This is a genomic window from Phyllobacterium calauticae (genome assembly GCF_019991125.1).
GTDB classification, from domain to species: domain Bacteria; phylum Pseudomonadota; class Alphaproteobacteria; order Rhizobiales; family Rhizobiaceae; genus Phyllobacterium; species Phyllobacterium calauticae.
Genome location: NZ_JAGENB010000001.1, coordinates 423,485 through 441,334, shown reverse-complemented (window position 1 = coordinate 441,334; position 17,850 = coordinate 423,485). Strand labels below are relative to the sequence as shown.

The window sequence follows — 17,850 nt, the reverse complement described above, 5'->3', positions numbered from 1 at the left end:
TGACGAAACTGACACGATGCTTGAAGCCCGGCGCGGGCTGTGCGATACCGCAAATCAATCATATGTCTTTCGTGAAGGGTTGGTAAATGACCGCCAAAACTGGTTTGATGCAAGGTAAACGCGGACTTATTATGGGCGTTGCCAATAATCGGTCGATCGCCTGGGGCATTGCCAAGGCGGCCCATGATGCCGGTGCCGAGCTTGCTTTCACCTATCAGGGTGATGCACTGAAGAAGCGCGTCGAGCCGCTGGCGCAGGAACTCGGGGCTTTTCTCTGCGGCCATTGCGATGTTTCGGATGCCTCGACCATCGATGCGTGCTTTGCCGCTCTGGAAGAGAAGTGGGGCAAGATCGACTTTCTGGTGCATGCCATCGGTTTCTCCGACAAGGACGAACTGACCGGCCGCTATGTCGATACATCAGAAGCGAATTTCACCAAGACCATGCTGATTTCGGTGTTCTCGCTGACGGCCGTTGCCAAGCGTGCGGAAAAGCTGATGACCGATGGCGGCTCGATCCTGACGCTGACCTATTACGGCGCGGAAAAGGTCATGCCGAATTACAACGTCATGGGCGTTGCCAAAGCGGCGCTGGAAGCCAGCGTGAAATATCTGGCTGTGGATCTCGGCCCGGACAATATCCGCGTCAATGCGATCTCTGCCGGTCCGATCAAGACGCTGGCCGCATCGGGCATCGGCGATTTCCGCTACATCCTCAAATGGAACGAATACAACGCCCCGTTGCGCCGTACCGTTACCATCGAGGAAGTCGGCGATGCCGGCCTGTATTTCCTCTCCGACCTGTCCCGTTCGGTCACGGGCGAAATTCACCATGCCGACAGCGGCTATCATGTCGTTGGCATGAAGGCTGTGGACGCGCCGGATATCTCTGTCGTCAAGGACTAGCTCCAAAGTGCATCTGCCGGACTCGATTGTTTATTTCTCGCGTCACGGCGAGACGGACTGGAACGTGTCCGAGCGAATCCAGGGGCAGGAAGACGTCGATATCAATGCGCGCGGCCAGCAGCAGGCCGCACGCAACGGCGATATGCTCAAATCCCTGATCGGGGAGGGCACAGGTTTCGACTTTGTCGCCAGCCCTTTGCGCCGCACGCGCGATACGATGGAGCGCATCAGAACCCGCATGGGGATCGATCCCTGGGCCTACCGCACCGATGCCCGCCTCATGGAGGTGAATTTCGGTGTTTGGCAAGGTTATATGCTGGAAGACATCGAAGCCCGTTCTCCGGACCTTGTGGCCGCACGGGCCCGGGACAAATGGAACTTTGTTCCGCCGGGGCCTACCGCCGAAAGCTACGCCATTCTGGCGATACGGATAGGGAACTGGCTGTCAGAAGTGCGGGAGCCGACCGTATGCGTGACGCATGGCGGCTGCATGCGCACGATTTTCCAGATGGTGGAAGGCCTTGATGGCCATGATGCGGCGAACCTCGCCATCACCCAGGATAAAATTCTGCGCCTTGAGAAGGGCAATCTGACCTGGATGTAACCATCCAGGCCTCAGCTTGTGACGAACAGGTGCTATTGTACCGATTCTTCGATATCGGTGATGAAGCGCTCTTTGTTGACCAGGTCGAACATGATCGTGACCTTCATGCCCTTGTCGATGGCGCTGAAGTCGAATTCGCCCGGCAGCTTGTAGACCTTGCCATCGTCGAGCGTAATGGTCGAATTGTCTTCGTCGATTTTGGTGATGGTGCCCTGCGCATCGTCAGCGAGCGCGCCGACCGGAAGCAGGGAAGCGACGAACATGAAGGTCGCGACGATGAAACGCATTTTGATATCCTCTTTAATCAAAATCTGGTGGCCGATTTGTCCGTCACCTTAAAGCGCGCATTTGTGGCAAAACAATTGCTTTTTTCGTGGTGGACGAAGGAATTTCAGCGGCGGGTTTGACCACAGGCGTAAACGCTCATAAAACCCCCTGACATAACGCCGGGTAATCTCATGTCGCATAATACTTTCGGTCATCTTTTTCGTGTCACCACCTGGGGTGAAAGCCATGGAATCGCGCTTGGTTGCGTGGTCGACGGCTGTCCGCCCGGTATCAGCTTTACCGAAGCCGAGATTCAGGCCTATCTGGACAAACGCAAGCCCGGCCAATCGAAATACACAACCCAGCGGCGCGAGCCGGACCAGGTGAAAGTCCTGTCCGGCTTCATGCTGCAGGATGACGGCGTCACCATGATCTCCACGGGCACGCCGATTTCGATGATGATCGAGAACACGGACCAGCGCTCCAAGGATTATGGCGATATCGCCCGCCAGTATCGTCCCGGCCACGCCGATTACACCTATGACGTCAAATACGGCATCCGCGACTATCGCGGCGGCGGGCGCTCATCGGCGCGGGAAACTGCGGCGCGCGTTGCCGCCGGGGCCATTGCCCGCAAGGTCGTCCCCGGCCTGATCGTGCGCGGTGCGCTGGTGGGCATGGGCATTCACACGATCGACCGTGACCGCTGGGACTGGGACGAGGTGGACAACAACCCGTTCTTCACGCCGGACCCCGGCTCCGTCGACCTCTTCGCCGGCTATCTCGACGGTATCCGCAAGGCGGGTTCCTCCATCGGCGCCGTCGTTGAAATCGTCGCTGAAAATGTGCCGGCCGGGCTCGGTGCGCCCGTCTACGGCAAGCTCGATCAGGATATCGCCAGCTATCTCATGTCCATCAATGCGGTGAAGGGCGTCGAAATCGGCGACGGTTTCGCAGCGGCCACGCTGAGCGGCGAGGAAAACGCCGACCAGATGCGCATGGACAATCACGGCAAGCCGATTTTCCTGTCCAATCATGCCGGTGGCATTCTCGGCGGCATTTCCAGCGGCGCACCCATCGTCGCGCGCTTTGCCGTCAAGCCCACCTCATCCATCCTCACCCCGCGCCAGAGCATCGATGCCGATGGCAGGCAGGTGGATGTAATGACCAAGGGCCGGCACGATCCCTGCGTCGGCATCCGCGCCGTTCCCATCGGCGAAGCGATGGTTGCCTGCGCGATTGCCGATCATTATCTCAGACATCGCGGCCAGACCGGCCGCATCTAAAGCATCTAATCAAGAGGCGCATACATGGCTTACAATCAGAAACGGGTCGTCGATGCGCTGCGTGCGTTCGAACGCGGTGAAATCGTCGTTGTCATGGATGATGACGGGCGCGAGAACGAGGGTGACCTGATCGTCGCGGCGGTGCATTGCACCCCGGAAAAGATGGCGTTCATCGTGCGTCACACCTCCGGCATCGTCTGCACGCCCATGCCGCGCGACCACGCCAAGCGCCTCAATCTGGCGCCCATGGTCGCCGAGAACGACGCGCCGCATTCCACCGCCTTCACGGTGACAGTCGACTACAAGCATGGCACCACCACGGGCATTTCCGCCGATGACCGCACCCTGACCGTGCGCAACCTCGCCAATCCCAATGCCGGCGCTGCCGATTTCGTGCGTCCGGGACACATTTTCCCGCTCATCGCGCGCGAGGGCGGCGTGCTCATGCGCTCCGGCCACACGGAAGCTGCCGTTGACCTGTGCAAGCTCGCCGGCCTGCCTCCGGTCGGCGTCATCTGTGAACTCGTCAACGACGACGGTTCGGTGATGCGCGGCCCGCAGGTTGCAAGTTTTGCCGAAACCCACACGCTGCAGCAGGTGACGGTGGCCGATCTCATCGCCTACCGCCAGCGCAAGGAAACCCTGATCGAGCGCATCGGCGAATATGAGATCGATACCTGCGCCGGACAGGCAAAGGCGATCACCTATGCGCTGCCATGGGAGCCGATGCACCATGCCGCCATTGTTTTCGGCGATATCCGCGACGGCGAAGACGTGCCTGTGCGCCTGCAGCGTGAGGACATTCTCAGCGACGTCTTTGGTGCGCGCAACACGCTCGACAGCATCATGAAGCGCATTGCCGAGGAAAAACGCGGTGTCATCGTCTACCTGCGTGAAGGCTCCGTCGGCGTCGGCCGCGATGACGACCGCAACCGCGCCACGCTGCAGGATCGCGAAGCGCATGCGGAAGCCAAGGTGCGCGAGGAAGAATGGCGCCAGATCGGCCTTGGCGCGCAGATCCTGAAAGATCTCGGCATCACCTCGATCCGTCTCCTGTCATCGCGCGAACGGCACTATGTCGGTCTCGAAGGCTTTGGCATCCAGATCACCCGGACGGATATTATCTGAGCCGTTTCAGCATGAGGCTGCTTGCCGCCCGCCAGGTGGTAAGCAACCTACTTCAATTAGCAGGAACATGCTGTTGCCGCTGTTACATGTAAATCTTCGGAATGTGTTCGCGCATACCGCAATATATTTCTTCCGGATCAACAGACCACTGTTGGGCAAGATCGAATGCTGTGATTGACCGATCTGCCTGATCTCCGAGGAAAACCACTTCATCGCCAATCGAGGCGCTATTTATGTGAGTCAAGTCAATACGAATCTGCTCCAGATGCGCTGGCGCCAGCACCTTGGCAAGTTCGCCGTTGACGATAACAAAAGCATTTTCAGATACACGTTTTGGAAAGCCGTCGCCCCAGCCAAAAGTGACAACCCCAAGTCTTTTGACCGATGGCGGAATGTCGATTGAGCTGGGAAGATCTGGAATGACAGGTTTGATCGTGGTGATGTGTGACTTGATGCCGGTCAATGCGCTCTTGAGCTTCAGCTTTTTGACATTTTCTTGCGAGGTCAAGCCAAAGAGCAACGCGCCAATATCCACCATGTTATAATCGAGTGCCCGATTGGAAATGACGGTTTCAGAACTGGAAGCACATATATAATCTAAATCGGGTAAATTTTGACGGCACGATATAATGGCCTGATCGAATATCCGCTTTTGATCTTCAATGCCTTCGTGGCCAATATCCGTTCTTTCTGACAAATGCGTATAAACGCCAACGAAATCCAACTGATCACAGGCATGCAGTCCATTGTTTAGAAAATCCGCCAGTTCTGCGAGATTAAAGCCGAAGCGCAACAAGCCCACGTCAATCTTGATGAATGCCCGTCGTTTTCGCGTTAGGCGCTGGTTCCATTCTATCGCATCATTGGCCGAGCCAATCGTAATGGTAAGATCAAACTCCTCAACTGAATCAATTTGGTCAGGAAGCGTTCCTCCATACAGCAAAATCGGAGTGTGAACGCCGTTTGAGCGGATGCGCATGGCATCTGCAAGAGCTGCCACCGCAAACCCGTCTGCACCAGCGTCCGCCAGAACGCGCGCCACCTCTTTTGCTCCGCAACCGTAACTATCACGCTTAAGGCAGCAAAAAATATGGGTCTCTGGGGCAAGAAGTGCACGTAAACGCCGGAAGTTATCCCGAATGGCCATAAGACTTATCTCATAGCGGGGTGATGCAACATTATTGTTTTCGTTTGGCATAAGGGGGACGCTGGTTCACTGGTCTGGAATGAACGAGAAATATGACTTCTCTGCTCGAAGGAATTTGGTGAATGTTTTGATCAAGTATTCGCCATTTGGAAGAAACTTTGAGGTCTTACGTTGTGCGAACCATAATTCCGTTCGTGGCTCGGGATTGAGCGGAAGGGAAGGGATGATGTCTCGCAATGCAAAGCTGGCATGAGCGTCAACGATAGCAATCGCGTTATGATGAAGCACCCAGTGAGCGGCGCATAAATCGGCATTTGTGACGAATGTCGGACGGTATTCTATGCCGCAAGATCGAAACCATTGTTCGACAATCTCTAGCGATCCTTCGTCGTCGTCTATTCCAATCAGCGGCGCACTTGTAAAGTCTGCTCCTGTGAGGCATGAATTTCCCGTCTGGTCATGAAAAGTTGGAGAAATAATCGCTCTCAGTGCATATGTTCCGAGGCGCCAGGTATCGAAATTCGGGTCGAGCAATGGCCTTGCTACAATTCCAATGTCGATTTCCCGGCTGCGTAAGCTCTCTGCAATTTGCCGGGCAGAGAAGGCACGAATGACAAGTTGCGGTGATGTGGTTAGCCAGTTTGAACCGATTGCTAAAAAGATATCGCTCAGTGCGGCAGCTACAGACGGCATACACCCGATTTTTAAAACCGTACTGTCAGGCTGACCCAAGCGCTTTGCCTTGCGAGCGATCTGACGGACACCGAGAACCGCGCCGTCAAGTTCTTCCTTGAGTAGTAGTGCTTGATCTGTTGGCACCAGACCAAAGCCGGATCGTGTAAACATGGAGACGCCGAGTTCGGCTTCCAGGTCGCGGATCAGGCCACTCAGCGTAGGCTGGGATACCCCAAGACGTCGTGCTGCAAGACTGATCGATCCGTATTCCAGAACGGCCTGCAGGGCTTCAATTTGGCGAAACGTTATCCGTTCTTTCGGCATCTCGCTCATCCTCAAGCCGTATTGTAAAAACCTATATTGATGCCAGCATATTTATCAATTTATCCCGGTCAATTCTAAGATAGTAACCAGAAATGCGCTTTCAAACAGGCGCATAATTCATAATTTGATATTGGAAAAACCTATGTCGAATTATCAAAGCTGTTGTGGCGACGCGGTCACCGCCCCGTTAATTTCCCCTGATGATTAGGTGCGAGCTTCGAAACTCGATCAAAATAAAGTCAAGGAGGGAAACGATGAACCTGAAGCTAATTGCGATCTCCATCCTATCAGCTTTGGCCTTTACATACGGCGCGAACGCTGGCGATCCAAAGAAAATTCGCATTGGAACGGAGGGTGCTTATCCGCCATTCAATCAAATCAATGCCGACGGCGCCCTTTCAGGGTTTGATATCGAACTTGCCCGCGCGCTTTGCTCCGACATGAAGGTGGAGTGTGAATTTGTAACGCAGGATTGGGACGGAATTATTCCGGGACTTATCACTGGTAAGTTCGATGCCATTGTCGCGTCGATGTCGATCACCGCTGAAAGGGCTCAGAAAGTAGCTTTTACAGATTCATATTACCGAACGCCGAAATACTTCATTGCCGCAAAAGACACTGGCATGACCGATACTTCGGTGACTGGCATGAAAGGTAAAGTTATTGGGGCACAGTCATCGACAGCGGCAGCAAACTATCTTCAAGATCTTTATCGAGAATCCGACGTGCGTCTCTATGAGAAATTGGATGACGCAACTCTCGACCTTCACGCAAGACGCATTGATGCGATTTTGGGTGACGGTATTGTTTTGGCGGAGTGGCTAAAGAAGGCTGGTAAAGAATGCTGTGCAGTGATCGGCGAGCGCGTTGAGAATGTTGAGTATTTTGGTGCGGGTATCGGCATTGCGGTCAGAAAAGATTCAGAGGATCTTCGACAAAAACTGAATGCATCTATCAAGCATATTCGGTCGAATGGTGAGTATGCAAAAATCAATGCACGGTATTTCGGCTTTGACATATTCTAATTGGAGGTATCTCGGCAGATTTAGATATCCCGTTCACCCGGACCAATATTATCCGAGCCGTGACACCGGGCGCCCGGTGTTACCTAACACGCCAACGCTCCCCATACCTCGAACGAATATGTATCAAAATACATGGAAGAAATTGCCGTCAAGCGGCTTCGTGCCTCTTATGGACATCAAGAAGCGATTTGGTCTGGCTGTGAAGGAAAGACGGGGTGCCCTGGGTATCTCGCAGGAAGAACTGGCGATGCGCATTGGCACAGACCAGGCTTATGTCAGCCGCTTGAAGCGGGCCGGATAATGTGTTTCCAAGGCCATCCCGTTTTTGATCTGCCTCCCCACGGACGATGCTGGGGAAGTGGAGCGGACGCGGAATTTAACTTTTGCATCCGGGGTCCGATCTTTGTTTATCATGGGCTGCATTCCCCGTTATGCGTGGTTCGACAAGCTCACCATGAGGGATGTGGTTTAGCTGCAATGCCAATCTGATACGTTGCAGGATGCAGCTTCGGCAATCCTCGCCCTCCCTCATGGTGAGCTTGTCGAACCACGAACCACGCACCAAAAACCAATATGCCTGCGCCGGGAAACCCCTAAACCCGCCGCTCCTTGATCGTGTTCATGACAAAGCTCGTCTCGATGGAGGCGACGCATTTCAGCCGGGCGATCTTCTCCTTGATGAAGCGCTCATATTGTTCCAGCCCGGCACTCATGACTTTCAGCACATAATCGCGCGAGCCGGTGACAAGGTGGCATTCCAGCACCTCGTCCCAGCCGCGGATCGCGTCCTCGAACATGACGATCTCATCCTCATGCTGGCGGCTGAGCCGGATCGTGGCAATGGCGGCCATGGTCCAGCCCTCGATGACAGGGTCGACGAGGGCGGTGTACCCCCGGATGATCCCGGCTTCCTCCATCCGCCGCAGGCGGCGCAGGCAGGGGGAAGGGGACAGTCCGACCCGCTCGGCCAGATCGTTGTTGGTGATCCGCGCATCCGTCTGCAGTTCCCTGAGAATGCGCCGGTCGGTTTCGTCAGCAATTTTCTGTGTCATAATCTCTCATTCATGGCAATTGTTAGCGTCAATCAATGCAATTTGATCGTAAAAAGCAAGGATTGATCCCTGCATTTGATATAATTTGCTTGATAGCACCCCACCCCTCACGCGAGGAGATTCGCATGGCCGCTCCCCATCCGTCCAAAACCCATATCGGCAACCACAAATTGCATCCTGAAACATTGATGCTGAATTATGGCTACGATCCGGAACTGTCGGAAGGCGCTGTCAAGCCGCCGGTGTTCCTGACCTCGACCTTCGTGTTCAAATCCGCCGAGGAAGGCCGCGATTTCTTTGATTTCGTCTCCGGCCGCAAGGAGCCGCCGGCCGGCGTCGGTGCCGGCCTCGTCTATTCGCGTTTCAACCACCCCAACAGCGAAATCGTCGAGGACCGCTTGGCTGTCTATGAGCGCACGGAAAGCTGCGCGTTGTTCTCCTCCGGCATGTCGGCCATTGCGACGACCCTGCTGGCCTTCGTGCGCCCGGGCGATGCGGTGCTGCATTCGCAGCCGCTCTATGGCGGCACGGAAACCCTGCTGGCGAGGACATTCCTCAATATGGGCGTGGCTGCCGTCGGCTTTGCCGATGGCGTCAACGAAGCCTCGGTGCAGGCGGCCGCCGAAGAGGCGATGAGCAAGGGCCGCGTCTCCATCATCCTCATCGAAACCCCCGCCAACCCGACCAACAGCCTGGTCGACGTGGCAATGATCCGCCGCATTGCCGACGCCATCGGCAAAAAGCAGGGGCACACGCCGGTGATCGCCTGCGACAACACGCTGCTCGGACCGGTTTTCCAGCGCCCGATCGAGCACGGTGCTGATATCTCCCTGTATTCGCTGACCAAATATGTCGGCGGTCATTCCGATCTGATCGCCGGTGCGGCACTCGGCTCGAAGGCCGTGATGAAACAGGTCAAGGCGCTGCGCGGTGCCATCGGCACACAGCTCGACCCGCATTCCTGCTGGATGCTCGGCCGCTCGCTGGAAACCCTGAGCATCCGCATGGAAAAGGCCGATAACAATGCGCTCGCCGTCGCGGATTTTCTGCGCGATCATCCGAAAGTGGAAAAAATCCACTATCTGCCCTATCACGACGCGAACTCACCGCTCGGCCGCACCTTTGCCACGCAATGCACCGGTGCCGGTTCCACCTTCTCGTTCGATATTCGCGGTGGCCAGCCCGCAGCCTTCAAGTTCCTGAATGCGCTGCAAATCCTCAAGCTGGCGGTCAGCCTCGGCGGCACCGAATCCCTCGCCAGCCACCCCGCCACCATGACCCATTCCGGCGTGCCCGTGGATGTGCGCCAGCGGATCGGCGTGCTCGATTCGACCATCCGGCTGTCGATCGGCATCGAACACCCCGACGATCTGATCGCCGATCTTACCCAGGCCCTGGCGGCGGCCTGACCGGCGGAGCGTCCTCCAGTTCCAGCGGGAAGGGCGTTGGCTCCCACACCTTCTCTAGCTTGAAGGTCGCAATCATCTGAGCCTCCCATTGATGCATGATTCTAGCAAGTTCGGCGCGGTCTTCTTGGCGTAACGCGGTATAGAACGATGGAGACTTAGCTGCAGTAGCAGGAAAAGTTGCAGGATCATTACACCAGAGATTCCTTGCCTCTTCGAAGTTTCCTTCTGCAACAGCTAGAAGCATGCGCGTAAATACATCTCTTTCAAGGGAGTTTTCCAGCGGTCGCTTTATCGAAGCAAATGCCGCAAAATCATCAAAAGATGTGATCGCCCGCAATTCGGGTAGAACTTCGTGTTCGATCATTTGGGTCATGACGCCGATCGCTTCCGGATTGGCTATGTCCCATGTGCGAAAAGTACTGCTCGTGACCCTGCCGCCCCATCCCAATGTGAACATTCTTCGACTACGGAAGAGAATATCGACGACCTTTGTTGGCACAAATTCGTTCGGTTCCCCGCAGCGATCCACAAAAACGCCTCGCATTATGTGATGGACCGGCTTGATGATAAGAAACCGGCCAACCAGTGCCAGATCGGAATGGCGTGACAAAAGCGGTTTCAATAAGTGCCGAACTTGCGCGACAGTGGTCATTGATCAGGCCTTACTTCAGTGACGATGATTTTGGGGTTGTTTGGGTAATGTCTTGAGACCGATTCACCAATTTCGATCACGCGGGGAAAGCTAAGACCGCTGCGCCCGGTTTTAATATCGTAGACACAAACGACGTTGTCGTGGACTCTTCCCAGAACATCGATTCTGATAGAACCTCTTTTGCTATATGAAGGATCCTGATGATAAATACTTTTATCATCCATGACGTCTTCGTTATATTTTACATAGGATTGCTCGGCGAATAATTGGCCGGCATAATTGTTTTTGACCAACTGATTCAGCTTTGAATGTACTGCTGTGCCCCACAATACCGGTGATGAATAATTGGAGGCTTTACCCGCGGAGTTTTTGGCTAAATTGGTGAGGTTCTGAACAGTGCCGTATTCAGGGCAGTCCTCTTTGACCTGATCCTTCGTAATCAATTTTACCTCCGCAGACGGCCTTGTCGTCGTTCTCTCTCCGGGATTGTCGGGCTTCCAATCTTTCGGTCGAAACAGAAATATCGGTGTCTTTGTCGGATCGGGTTGCTTTAAGAGGCGATTGAACTCGTCTATGCCTTCCTTCAATGGCTTTGAGCCCGGTTCGTCGGGCTTTCGCAGAACATGCTCGACCAGAGCTCTAGTGCCCATCACCGTTGCGGCGGCCAATCCAACAGCGCTTGGCCCAACACTGATCCACTGTCCGCCCTCCGGTACTCCGGCTGGCTCGCGCGGCTGGTCGGGATCGTATTTCTGCAGGAGATCGATTTCCTCCTGCAGCCTGAGTTCGGCCTCCAGCAAGGCGCGCTGATAGTCGAGCTGGCGGTACTGATCGCTGCGCAGGCTGTTGGGCGGTGCGAGTTTCAGCGCCTTGAGCTGGAGCGCGTTGGCGGAAAGATGCCAGCGGAGCCGGAGGTGTCTGGAAGAATGTTCATTCTGCAAAGTCATGAATACTATCCTTTAAAGGGATAATATTCCTACATAGGGCGGGAGGCCGTCAATTAGACATTGGTCGTGGTTTTCGCTGAAATATGCAAAATTTCAGGCGCGGTGGCACCGCTGATCCCGCCCGCAGTTCGGGAAAACCATGCAAGGTCCGCTGCTTTGGCTCTTGTGCGAAGCGCGGTGTCTGTGCACATTCTCCCGGCGCAACCCAAGCCTTGTGCAGATGTCCATTCACAGTTGCAGAAAGCCGATATGGTCACCCGTCTTTATACGCACCCGATCTATCTCGAGCATTTGACGCCCGTCGGCCATCCCGAGCGGCCGGACCGGCTGCGGGCGCTGAACAAGGTGCTGGAGGACAGTGCGTTCGATGCCCTGGACCGGACGCTGGCGCCGCCGGGCGACGCGGCAACCATCCTCTATGCTCATCCGGATCATTATCTCGAGCGGGTCCGTGAGGCCATTCCGGACGCGGGAATCACCCGGGTCGATGCCGATACCTCCGTCAGCCCGAAGAGCTGGGAAGCGGCGCTTGCCGCCATCGGCGCGGCCAATGCGGCGGTCGATGATGTCTTTACCGGCCAGGCGGACAATGTCTTTGTCGCATCGCGCCCGCCGGGCCACCATGCGGAGCGCAACCGGGCCATGGGCTTTTGCCTGTTCAACAATGCCGCCATCGCCGCCCGCCACGCCCAGAAGGCGCATGGGGCTGAGCGGATCGCAATCGTTGACTGGGATGTGCACCACGGCAATGGCACGCAGGACATTTTCTGGGATGATCCGTCCGTGCTGTACTGCTCGACCCATCAGATGCCGCTCTATCCCGGCACCGGCGCCAGGGATGAAACGGGCGCAGGCAATATCGTCAATGCGCCGCTCGCCCCCCAGACCGGGAGCGCGGATTTCCGCGAGGCGTTCAAGACGCGTATCCTGCCGTCGCTCGACAGCTTCCAGCCGGATCTGATCATCATTTCGGCCGGTTTCGATGCGCATCATCGCGATCCCCTGGCCGAGATCAATCTGGACGAGGATGATTTCGACTGGGCCACCGGCGTTTTGCTGGAAAGAGCTGGGAAGTATGCGTCGAACCGGCTTGTCAGCCTGCTGGAAGGCGGCTACGACCTCAAGGGCATGTCGCTGTCTGCCGGCGCACATATCAAACGTTTGATGAAAGGTTGAAACCATGGCCGATGTACAACCCAATGCCGATATCGCCGCCATGAGCTTCGAGCAGGCGCTCGATCAACTGGAAAAGATTGTCGATGATCTCGAGCGCGGCGATGTGCCGCTTGAGCAGTCGATCCGCATCTATGAACGCGGCGAAGCCCTGAAAAAACATTGCGATACGCTGTTGCGCGCCGCGGAGGACAAGGTCGAAAAAATCCGGCTGGGCCGCGACGGCCAGCCCGCCGGCACCGAGCCGCTCGACCCGGAATAGACCGCGGCTGTTCAGCCGGGCTGCGAGACGCTATGATGTGGCTCCGATGAGTTGGAGCAGCGTTGATGAGCTTTTTTCCCGGCAATGATCCGCAACCCGGCGACACCACGGCCGTTGATTCGATTGAAACGCTGATCATCCCGCGCACGAGCGATGTCGGCGGCCTGCAGGTTCGCCGCGCGCTGCCCACCGCCAAGCGGCGGCTTGTCGGCCCGTTCATTTTCTTTGACCGCATGGGACCGGCCATCCTGCGCCCCACCGATGCGCTCGATGTCCGGCCGCACCCGCACATCGGCCTGTCCACGGTAACCTATCTCTTTGACGGCAATATCCGTCATCGCGACAGTCTCGGCACCGAAATGGTCATCCGGCCGGGTGACGTCAATCTGATGACCGCCGGCCGCGGTATTGTCCATTCCGAACGCTCACCGGAAGAGCTGCGCACCCAGCCGCTGCCCATATCGGGCCTGCAGACATGGCTGGCACTGCCCGATCATCTCGAGGAAATCGACCCCACCTTTGCCAATACGGCGGCGGGCGAACTGCCGGTGCTGCGCGAGGCCGGCATGGAAGCCCGCGTTGTCATGGGAACATTCCATGGCGCGGGATCGCGGGTAAAGCAGCATGCCGAGACACTCTATGTCGATATCCGCCTGCAACCGGGCGGGCATATCCAGATACCGGCAGATGCGGCGGAAGAGCGGGCAATCTATACGCTGGATGGGTCGGTGGACATTTCCGGGGAGAGTTTTCCTGCCGATCGCCTGCTGGCCTTCCGCGCCGGAGACGAAATTGTCGTATCGGCACCGCAAGGCGCGCATTTCATGCTGTTCGGCGGCGCGACCATGCCATCCAAGCGCTATGTCTGGTGGAATTTTGTCTCGTCATCGAAAGAGCGGATCGAACAGGCGAAAGAGGAATGGCGCTCGGGCCGTTTCGATATCGTGCCGGGCGACGAGGAAGAATTCATCCCTCTGCCTGAAAATTGACATGCGCAGCGGGAAGGCTGGCCTTCTTGCTGCTTCGGCGGAATTCATCTAGGAAGCGCCAGCCTTCTGGCAAGAATTTACCTTGGAACTGGAATCTGTGCTTTGGCGAAAAAACTGGAAACACCGCTGCTCGACCGCGTCACAATCCCCGCGGATTTGCGCGCCTTGCCGGAGACCGACCTGCCGCAACTGGCACAGGAGCTGCGGGCGGAACTGGTGGATGCCGTTTCGACCACCGGCGGTCATCTCGGTGCCGGTCTTGGCGTTGTCGAGCTGACGGTTGCGCTGCATCACGTTTTCGATACGCCGCATGACCGGATCATCTGGGATGTCGGCCATCAGGCCTATCCGCACAAGATACTGACCGGCCGCCGCGACCGTATCCGCACGCTGCGGCAGGAGGGCGGGCTTTCCGGCTTCACCAAGCGCAGCGAGAGCCAATACGACCCTTTTGGCGCCGCCCATTCTTCGACGTCCATTTCCGCTGGCCTCGGCATGGCGGTTGCCAGCGATCTCTCCGGCATCAAACGCAATGTGATCTCGGTCATCGGCGATGGCGCCATGTCGGCGGGCATGGCCTATGAGGCGATGAACAATGCCGGTGCGCTCGATGCGCGGCTGATCGTGATCCTCAACGACAATGATATGTCGATTGCGCCGCCCACGGGAGCCATGAGTGCCTATCTCGCGCGGCTGGTGTCTGGCCGGACCTACCGCTCGATTCGCGAGACCGCCAAGCAGCTGGCGAAGAAACTGCCGAAATTCCTGCAGGAAAAAGCCCGGCTCTCGGAAGAATATGTGCGCGGTTTCTGGACCGGCGGCACGATGTTCGAGGAGCTCGGCTTCTACTATGTCGGCCCGATTGACGGGCACAATCTCGATCACCTCCTGCCGGTTCTGAAAAATGTCCGCGATACGATGGATGGCCCCGTGCTGGTTCATGTGGTCACCCAGAAGGGCAAGGGCTATGCCCCGGCGGAAGCCGCCGCCGACAAGTATCATGGCGTCAACAAATTCGATGTCATCACCGGCGCGCAGGCAAAACCGCCGGCAAACGCGCCGAGCTACACCAAGATTTTTGCCACGAGCCTGATCGAGGAAGCCCGCCACGACGACAAGATCGTCGCCGTCACCGCCGCCATGCCGGGTGGCACCGGGCTCGATCTCTTCGGCGAAGTCTTTCCGGACCGGGTGTTCGACGTCGGCATTGCCGAGCAGCACGCCGTCACCTTTGCCGCGGGCCTCGCGACGGAAGGTTTCAAGCCGTTTGCCGCGATCTATTCCACCTTCCTGCAGCGCGGCTACGACCAGGTCGTGCACGACGTTTCCCTGCAGAATCTCCCCGTGCGTTTCCCGATTGATCGCGCTGGGCTGGTCGGCGCCGACGGCGCGACCCATGCGGGCTCGTTCGATACGGGCTTTCTCGCAGCCCTGCCGGGTTTCGTGGTGATGGCGGCCTCCGACGAGGCCGAGCTGCGCCACATGGTGCGCACAGCGGCGGAATATGACGAGGGCCCGATTTCGTTCCGCTATCCGCGCGGCGACGGCATCGGCATCGATCTGCCCGAGCGCGGACAGATCCTGCAGATCGGCAGGGGGCGCATCATCCGCGAAGGCAGCAAGGTCGCATTGCTCTCCTTCGGCACGCGCCTGCAGGAATGCCTGGCGGCTGCCGATGAGCTGGATGCCGCAGGGCTTTCCACCACTGTCGCGGATGCCCGTTTTGCCAAGCCGCTGGATGAAGACATGATCCGCCGTCTGGCGCGCGAACATCAGGTGCTTGTGACGGTGGAAGAGGGGGCAATCGGCGGCTTTGCTTCGCATGTCCTGCATTTCCTCAGCCGCGATGGCCTGCTTGACCATGGCTTGCGGGTCCGCACTCTGACCTTGCCTGACCTCTATCTCGATCACGCCAAGCCGGAAGCCATGTATGCGCGTTCGGGGCTCGACCGGGCTGGCATCGTCCAGACTGTCTTCGGGGCGTTCGGCCGCGACTATCTGGCAGCACCGGCCAGGGCATAGGCGGCAATGCGGCTGGATCAACTGCTTGTCGAAAAGGGCCTGTTTGCCAGCCGTTCGCGGGCAAGAGACGCGATTGTGCGTGGCACGGTCACCGTCGACAATTCGGTGGTCACCAAGCCCGGAGCAACGTTTTCCGGCGCGGCCGTCATCGGTGTCGACGACCCGGCAAGTGGTTACGTCTCGCGCGCCGCATTGAAACTGATCGCCGGTCTTGACCGGTTTTCCATCGATGCGCATGGCCTCAGTGCGCTGGATATCGGCGCATCCACCGGCGGTTTCACCCAGGTGCTGCTGGAGCGCGGCGCAACGCACGTCATTGCTGTCGACGTCGGCCACGACCAGCTGCATGACCGTCTGCGCACCGATCCGCGCGTCACCAATCTCGAAGGCCTGAATGCACGGGTGCTGTCCCGCGATTATCTGGGCGGGCAAAGCATCGGGCTGGTGGTGTCGGATGTCAGCTTCATCTCGCTGAAACTTGCTTTGCCGCCGGCGCTGGATCTGGCCGAACCCGGCAGTCACTGCGTCCTCCTGGTCAAGCCGCAGTTCGAGGCCGGCCGCGAGGCGATCGGCAAGGGCGGCATTTTGCGCGATCCAATGGATGGCGAACGCGTTGCAAATGCTCTAAGGAACTGGCTGGATGGATTGCCGGGCTGGAAAGCCCTGGGGCTGTGCCCTTCGCCCATAGAGGGCGGCGATGGCAATCGCGAATATCTTCTGGCCGGTTTGAAGAGAAAAGATTGAAGAGCTGATGAGCACGCGCGTAACAATTGAGCGGATGGGCGCCGGTGGCGATGGCATTGCCGCAACGACGGCAGGGAGTGTCTATGTGCCGTTCTCGCTGCCCGGCGAGGTCGCCAATGTCGCGCTGGAAAACGGCCGTGCGACGATGATGGCCCTGCTCGAGGCATCGGCGGAGCGGATCGATCCCGCCTGCCGCCATTTTGAGGAGTGCGGTGGTTGCGCGCTCCAGCATTGGCAGGACAGCGCCTATCAGGACTGGAAGCGTTCGCTGGTGCAGGACGCGCTCGGCGGGCGCGGACTGCAGTTCAAGCTTGATCCGCTCGTGCCATGTGCACCGCAGACCCGCCGCAGGGCAGTCTTTGCCGTCCGCACCAGCGACCATGGCGCCGTGCTCGGGTTCAACAGACACCAGAGCCACGAACTCATCGATATCACCGAATGCGCGGTCACGGTTCCGGAAATCGTTTCACGGCTGGATGACCTGCGCGAAGTGGTTGCGGTGCTGGGTGGCGGCATGAAGCCGTTCAAGCTGACTGTCACCGCCACTGCCTCCGGGCTCGACATCACCGCATCGGGATGCGGCGCGCCTGATGCTGCCAAGCGGCATGCCCTGACGAACCTCGTTCTGAAAAAGGGTTTTGCCCGGTTGAGCTTCGAGGGTGAAATCATCGTCGAGCCGAAAAAGCCACTGGTGCATTTCGGCAAGGTTCCGGTCTATCTGCCGCCGGGCGGATTTCTGCAGGCGACGGTCGACGCGGAGGAGACCATGGCTGCGCTGGTGGCTGCGCATCTCGCCAAGGCAAAGAAATCCCTCGATCTGTTCTGCGGTTCCGGCACATTCGCGTTCAGAATTGCCGAAAAATCCTCCGTTCACGCGGTGGAAAGCGATCAGATGGCGATTGATGCGCTGGATCGTGGCGCGCGTCATGTTCAGGGCTTGAAGCCGGTCAGCGTCGAGCGCCGCGATCTGTTCCGCCGGCCGTTTCTGGCACGCGAGCTTGCGCCCTATACCGGACTGGTCTTCGATCCGCCGCGCGCCGGTGCGGAAGCCCAGGCCATCGAGATTGCAAAATCGAATGTGCCGAAAGTGGCTGCGGTGTCCTGCAATCCGGTGACGCTCGGACGCGACCTGAGCATCCTCGTCAAAGGCGGCTACAAGATCGACCGCGTCGTGCCGATCGACCAGTTTCTCTGGTCGTCGCATGTCGAAGCCGTGGCGCTGCTCTCGAAGAAATAGAC

19 protein-coding genes are annotated in these 17,850 nt (G+C 57.7%); 13 read left to right on the top strand and 6 right to left on the bottom strand.

The window, feature by feature from the left end; translation table 11 throughout:
* The first annotated feature begins 86 nt into the window (after positions 1–86).
* Both fabI and J1W56_RS02315 read left to right on the top strand, forming a co-directional pair.
* A complete protein-coding gene (gene fabI / locus J1W56_RS02320) occupies positions 87–905 on the top strand; it encodes an enoyl-ACP reductase FabI (protein WP_091880942.1) in 819 nt (272 codons plus the stop codon).
* Positions 906–918: 13 nt separating this feature from the next.
* On the top strand, positions 919–1,509 hold the full coding sequence (locus J1W56_RS02315) for a histidine phosphatase family protein (RefSeq protein ID WP_223612380.1): 591 nt from the start codon (positions 919–921) through the stop codon (positions 1,507–1,509).
* A 32-nt stretch (positions 1,510–1,541) separates the two neighbouring features.
* Here the strand turns inward: J1W56_RS02315 and J1W56_RS02310 are convergent, their stop codons facing one another.
* Positions 1,542–1,796, bottom strand: coding sequence for a DUF1344 domain-containing protein (locus tag J1W56_RS02310; RefSeq protein ID WP_182547647.1), 255 nt, complete (start codon positions 1,794–1,796; stop codon positions 1,542–1,544).
* 171 nt (positions 1,797–1,967) lie between these two features.
* Between J1W56_RS02310 and aroC the strand changes: the two genes are divergently transcribed.
* The gene (gene aroC / locus J1W56_RS02305; RefSeq protein ID WP_223611554.1) at positions 1,968–3,062 is read left to right on the top strand and encodes a chorismate synthase; all 1,095 of its coding nucleotides are present in this window, start codon (positions 1,968–1,970) and stop codon (positions 3,060–3,062) included.
* Positions 3,063–3,086: 24 nt separating this feature from the next.
* Entirely contained in the window at positions 3,087–4,190 is a 1,104-nt protein-coding gene (gene ribB / locus J1W56_RS02300) for a 3,4-dihydroxy-2-butanone-4-phosphate synthase (RefSeq protein WP_130268833.1), read from the top strand.
* 82 nt (positions 4,191–4,272) lie between these two features.
* Here ribB and alr read toward each other — a convergent pair whose 3' ends face one another.
* Complete coding sequence (gene alr, locus J1W56_RS02295; protein ID WP_223611553.1) at positions 4,273–5,337, bottom strand: alanine racemase; 1,065 nt, start codon at positions 5,335–5,337, stop codon at positions 4,273–4,275.
* Positions 5,338–5,403: 66 nt separating this feature from the next.
* The gene (locus tag J1W56_RS02290) at positions 5,404–6,336 is read right to left on the bottom strand and encodes a LysR family transcriptional regulator (RefSeq protein ID WP_223611552.1); all 933 of its coding nucleotides are present in this window, start codon (positions 6,334–6,336) and stop codon (positions 5,404–5,406) included.
* 254 nt (positions 6,337–6,590) lie between these two features.
* Between J1W56_RS02290 and J1W56_RS02285 the strand changes: the two genes are divergently transcribed.
* Both J1W56_RS02285 and J1W56_RS26125 read left to right on the top strand, forming a co-directional pair.
* A complete protein-coding gene (locus J1W56_RS02285; protein WP_223611551.1) occupies positions 6,591–7,361 on the top strand; it encodes a transporter substrate-binding domain-containing protein in 771 nt (256 codons plus the stop codon).
* Positions 7,282–7,662 carry a helix-turn-helix domain-containing protein gene (locus J1W56_RS26125; protein ID WP_404927794.1) on the top strand — a complete coding sequence of 127 codons (381 nt, stop codon included), beginning with the start codon at positions 7,282–7,284 and terminating at the stop codon, positions 7,660–7,662. The genes J1W56_RS02285 and J1W56_RS26125 overlap by 80 nt, the downstream gene beginning before the upstream one ends.
* A gap of 292 nt (positions 7,663–7,954) precedes the next feature.
* On the opposite strand, the gene J1W56_RS02275 is transcribed toward J1W56_RS26125, so the two are convergent.
* Positions 7,955–8,413: an Lrp/AsnC family transcriptional regulator gene (locus tag J1W56_RS02275; RefSeq protein WP_223611549.1), complete on the bottom strand. Its 459-nt coding sequence runs from the start codon at positions 8,411–8,413 to the stop codon at positions 7,955–7,957.
* A 125-nt stretch (positions 8,414–8,538) separates the two neighbouring features.
* On the opposite strand from J1W56_RS02275, the gene J1W56_RS02270 reads away from it, so the two are divergent.
* Positions 8,539–9,822 carry a cystathionine gamma-synthase family protein gene (locus J1W56_RS02270; protein WP_223611548.1) on the top strand — a complete coding sequence of 428 codons (1,284 nt, stop codon included), beginning with the start codon at positions 8,539–8,541 and terminating at the stop codon, positions 9,820–9,822.
* On the opposite strand, the gene J1W56_RS02265 is transcribed toward J1W56_RS02270, so the two are convergent.
* Both J1W56_RS02265 and J1W56_RS02260 read right to left on the bottom strand, forming a co-directional pair.
* A complete protein-coding gene (locus tag J1W56_RS02265) occupies positions 9,797–10,474 on the bottom strand; it encodes a hypothetical protein (RefSeq protein ID WP_223611547.1) in 678 nt (225 codons plus the stop codon). The two genes, J1W56_RS02270 and J1W56_RS02265, sit on opposite strands and share 26 nt — an antisense overlap.
* Positions 10,471–11,421, bottom strand: a complete 951-nt coding sequence (locus J1W56_RS02260) for a hypothetical protein (RefSeq protein WP_223611546.1) — start codon at positions 11,419–11,421, stop codon at positions 10,471–10,473. Before J1W56_RS02260 ends, J1W56_RS02265 begins: the two co-directional genes overlap by 4 nt.
* 249 nt (positions 11,422–11,670) lie before the next feature.
* On the opposite strand from J1W56_RS02260, the gene J1W56_RS02255 reads away from it, so the two are divergent.
* From J1W56_RS02255 to J1W56_RS02230, 6 genes are all read left to right on the top strand, one after another.
* Positions 11,671–12,597 carry a histone deacetylase family protein gene (locus tag J1W56_RS02255; RefSeq protein ID WP_223611545.1) on the top strand — a complete coding sequence of 309 codons (927 nt, stop codon included), beginning with the start codon at positions 11,671–11,673 and terminating at the stop codon, positions 12,595–12,597.
* A 4-nt stretch (positions 12,598–12,601) separates the two neighbouring features.
* Positions 12,602–12,856 carry an exodeoxyribonuclease VII small subunit gene (locus J1W56_RS02250; RefSeq protein WP_105736989.1) on the top strand — a complete coding sequence of 85 codons (255 nt, stop codon included), beginning with the start codon at positions 12,602–12,604 and terminating at the stop codon, positions 12,854–12,856.
* Between the two features lie 65 nt (positions 12,857–12,921).
* Positions 12,922–13,845 carry a pirin family protein gene (locus J1W56_RS02245; protein ID WP_223611544.1) on the top strand — a complete coding sequence of 308 codons (924 nt, stop codon included), beginning with the start codon at positions 12,922–12,924 and terminating at the stop codon, positions 13,843–13,845.
* Positions 13,846–13,947: 102 nt separating this feature from the next.
* On the top strand, positions 13,948–15,867 hold the full coding sequence (gene dxs / locus J1W56_RS02240) for a 1-deoxy-D-xylulose-5-phosphate synthase (RefSeq protein ID WP_223611543.1): 1,920 nt from the start codon (positions 13,948–13,950) through the stop codon (positions 15,865–15,867).
* A gap of 6 nt (positions 15,868–15,873) precedes the next feature.
* Positions 15,874–16,611, top strand: coding sequence for a TlyA family RNA methyltransferase (locus J1W56_RS02235; RefSeq protein WP_223611542.1), 738 nt, complete (start codon positions 15,874–15,876; stop codon positions 16,609–16,611).
* A 7-nt stretch (positions 16,612–16,618) separates the two neighbouring features.
* Positions 16,619–17,848: a class I SAM-dependent RNA methyltransferase gene (locus J1W56_RS02230; protein ID WP_223611541.1), complete on the top strand. Its 1,230-nt coding sequence runs from the start codon at positions 16,619–16,621 to the stop codon at positions 17,846–17,848.
* Positions 17,849–17,850: the final 2 nt, after the last annotated feature.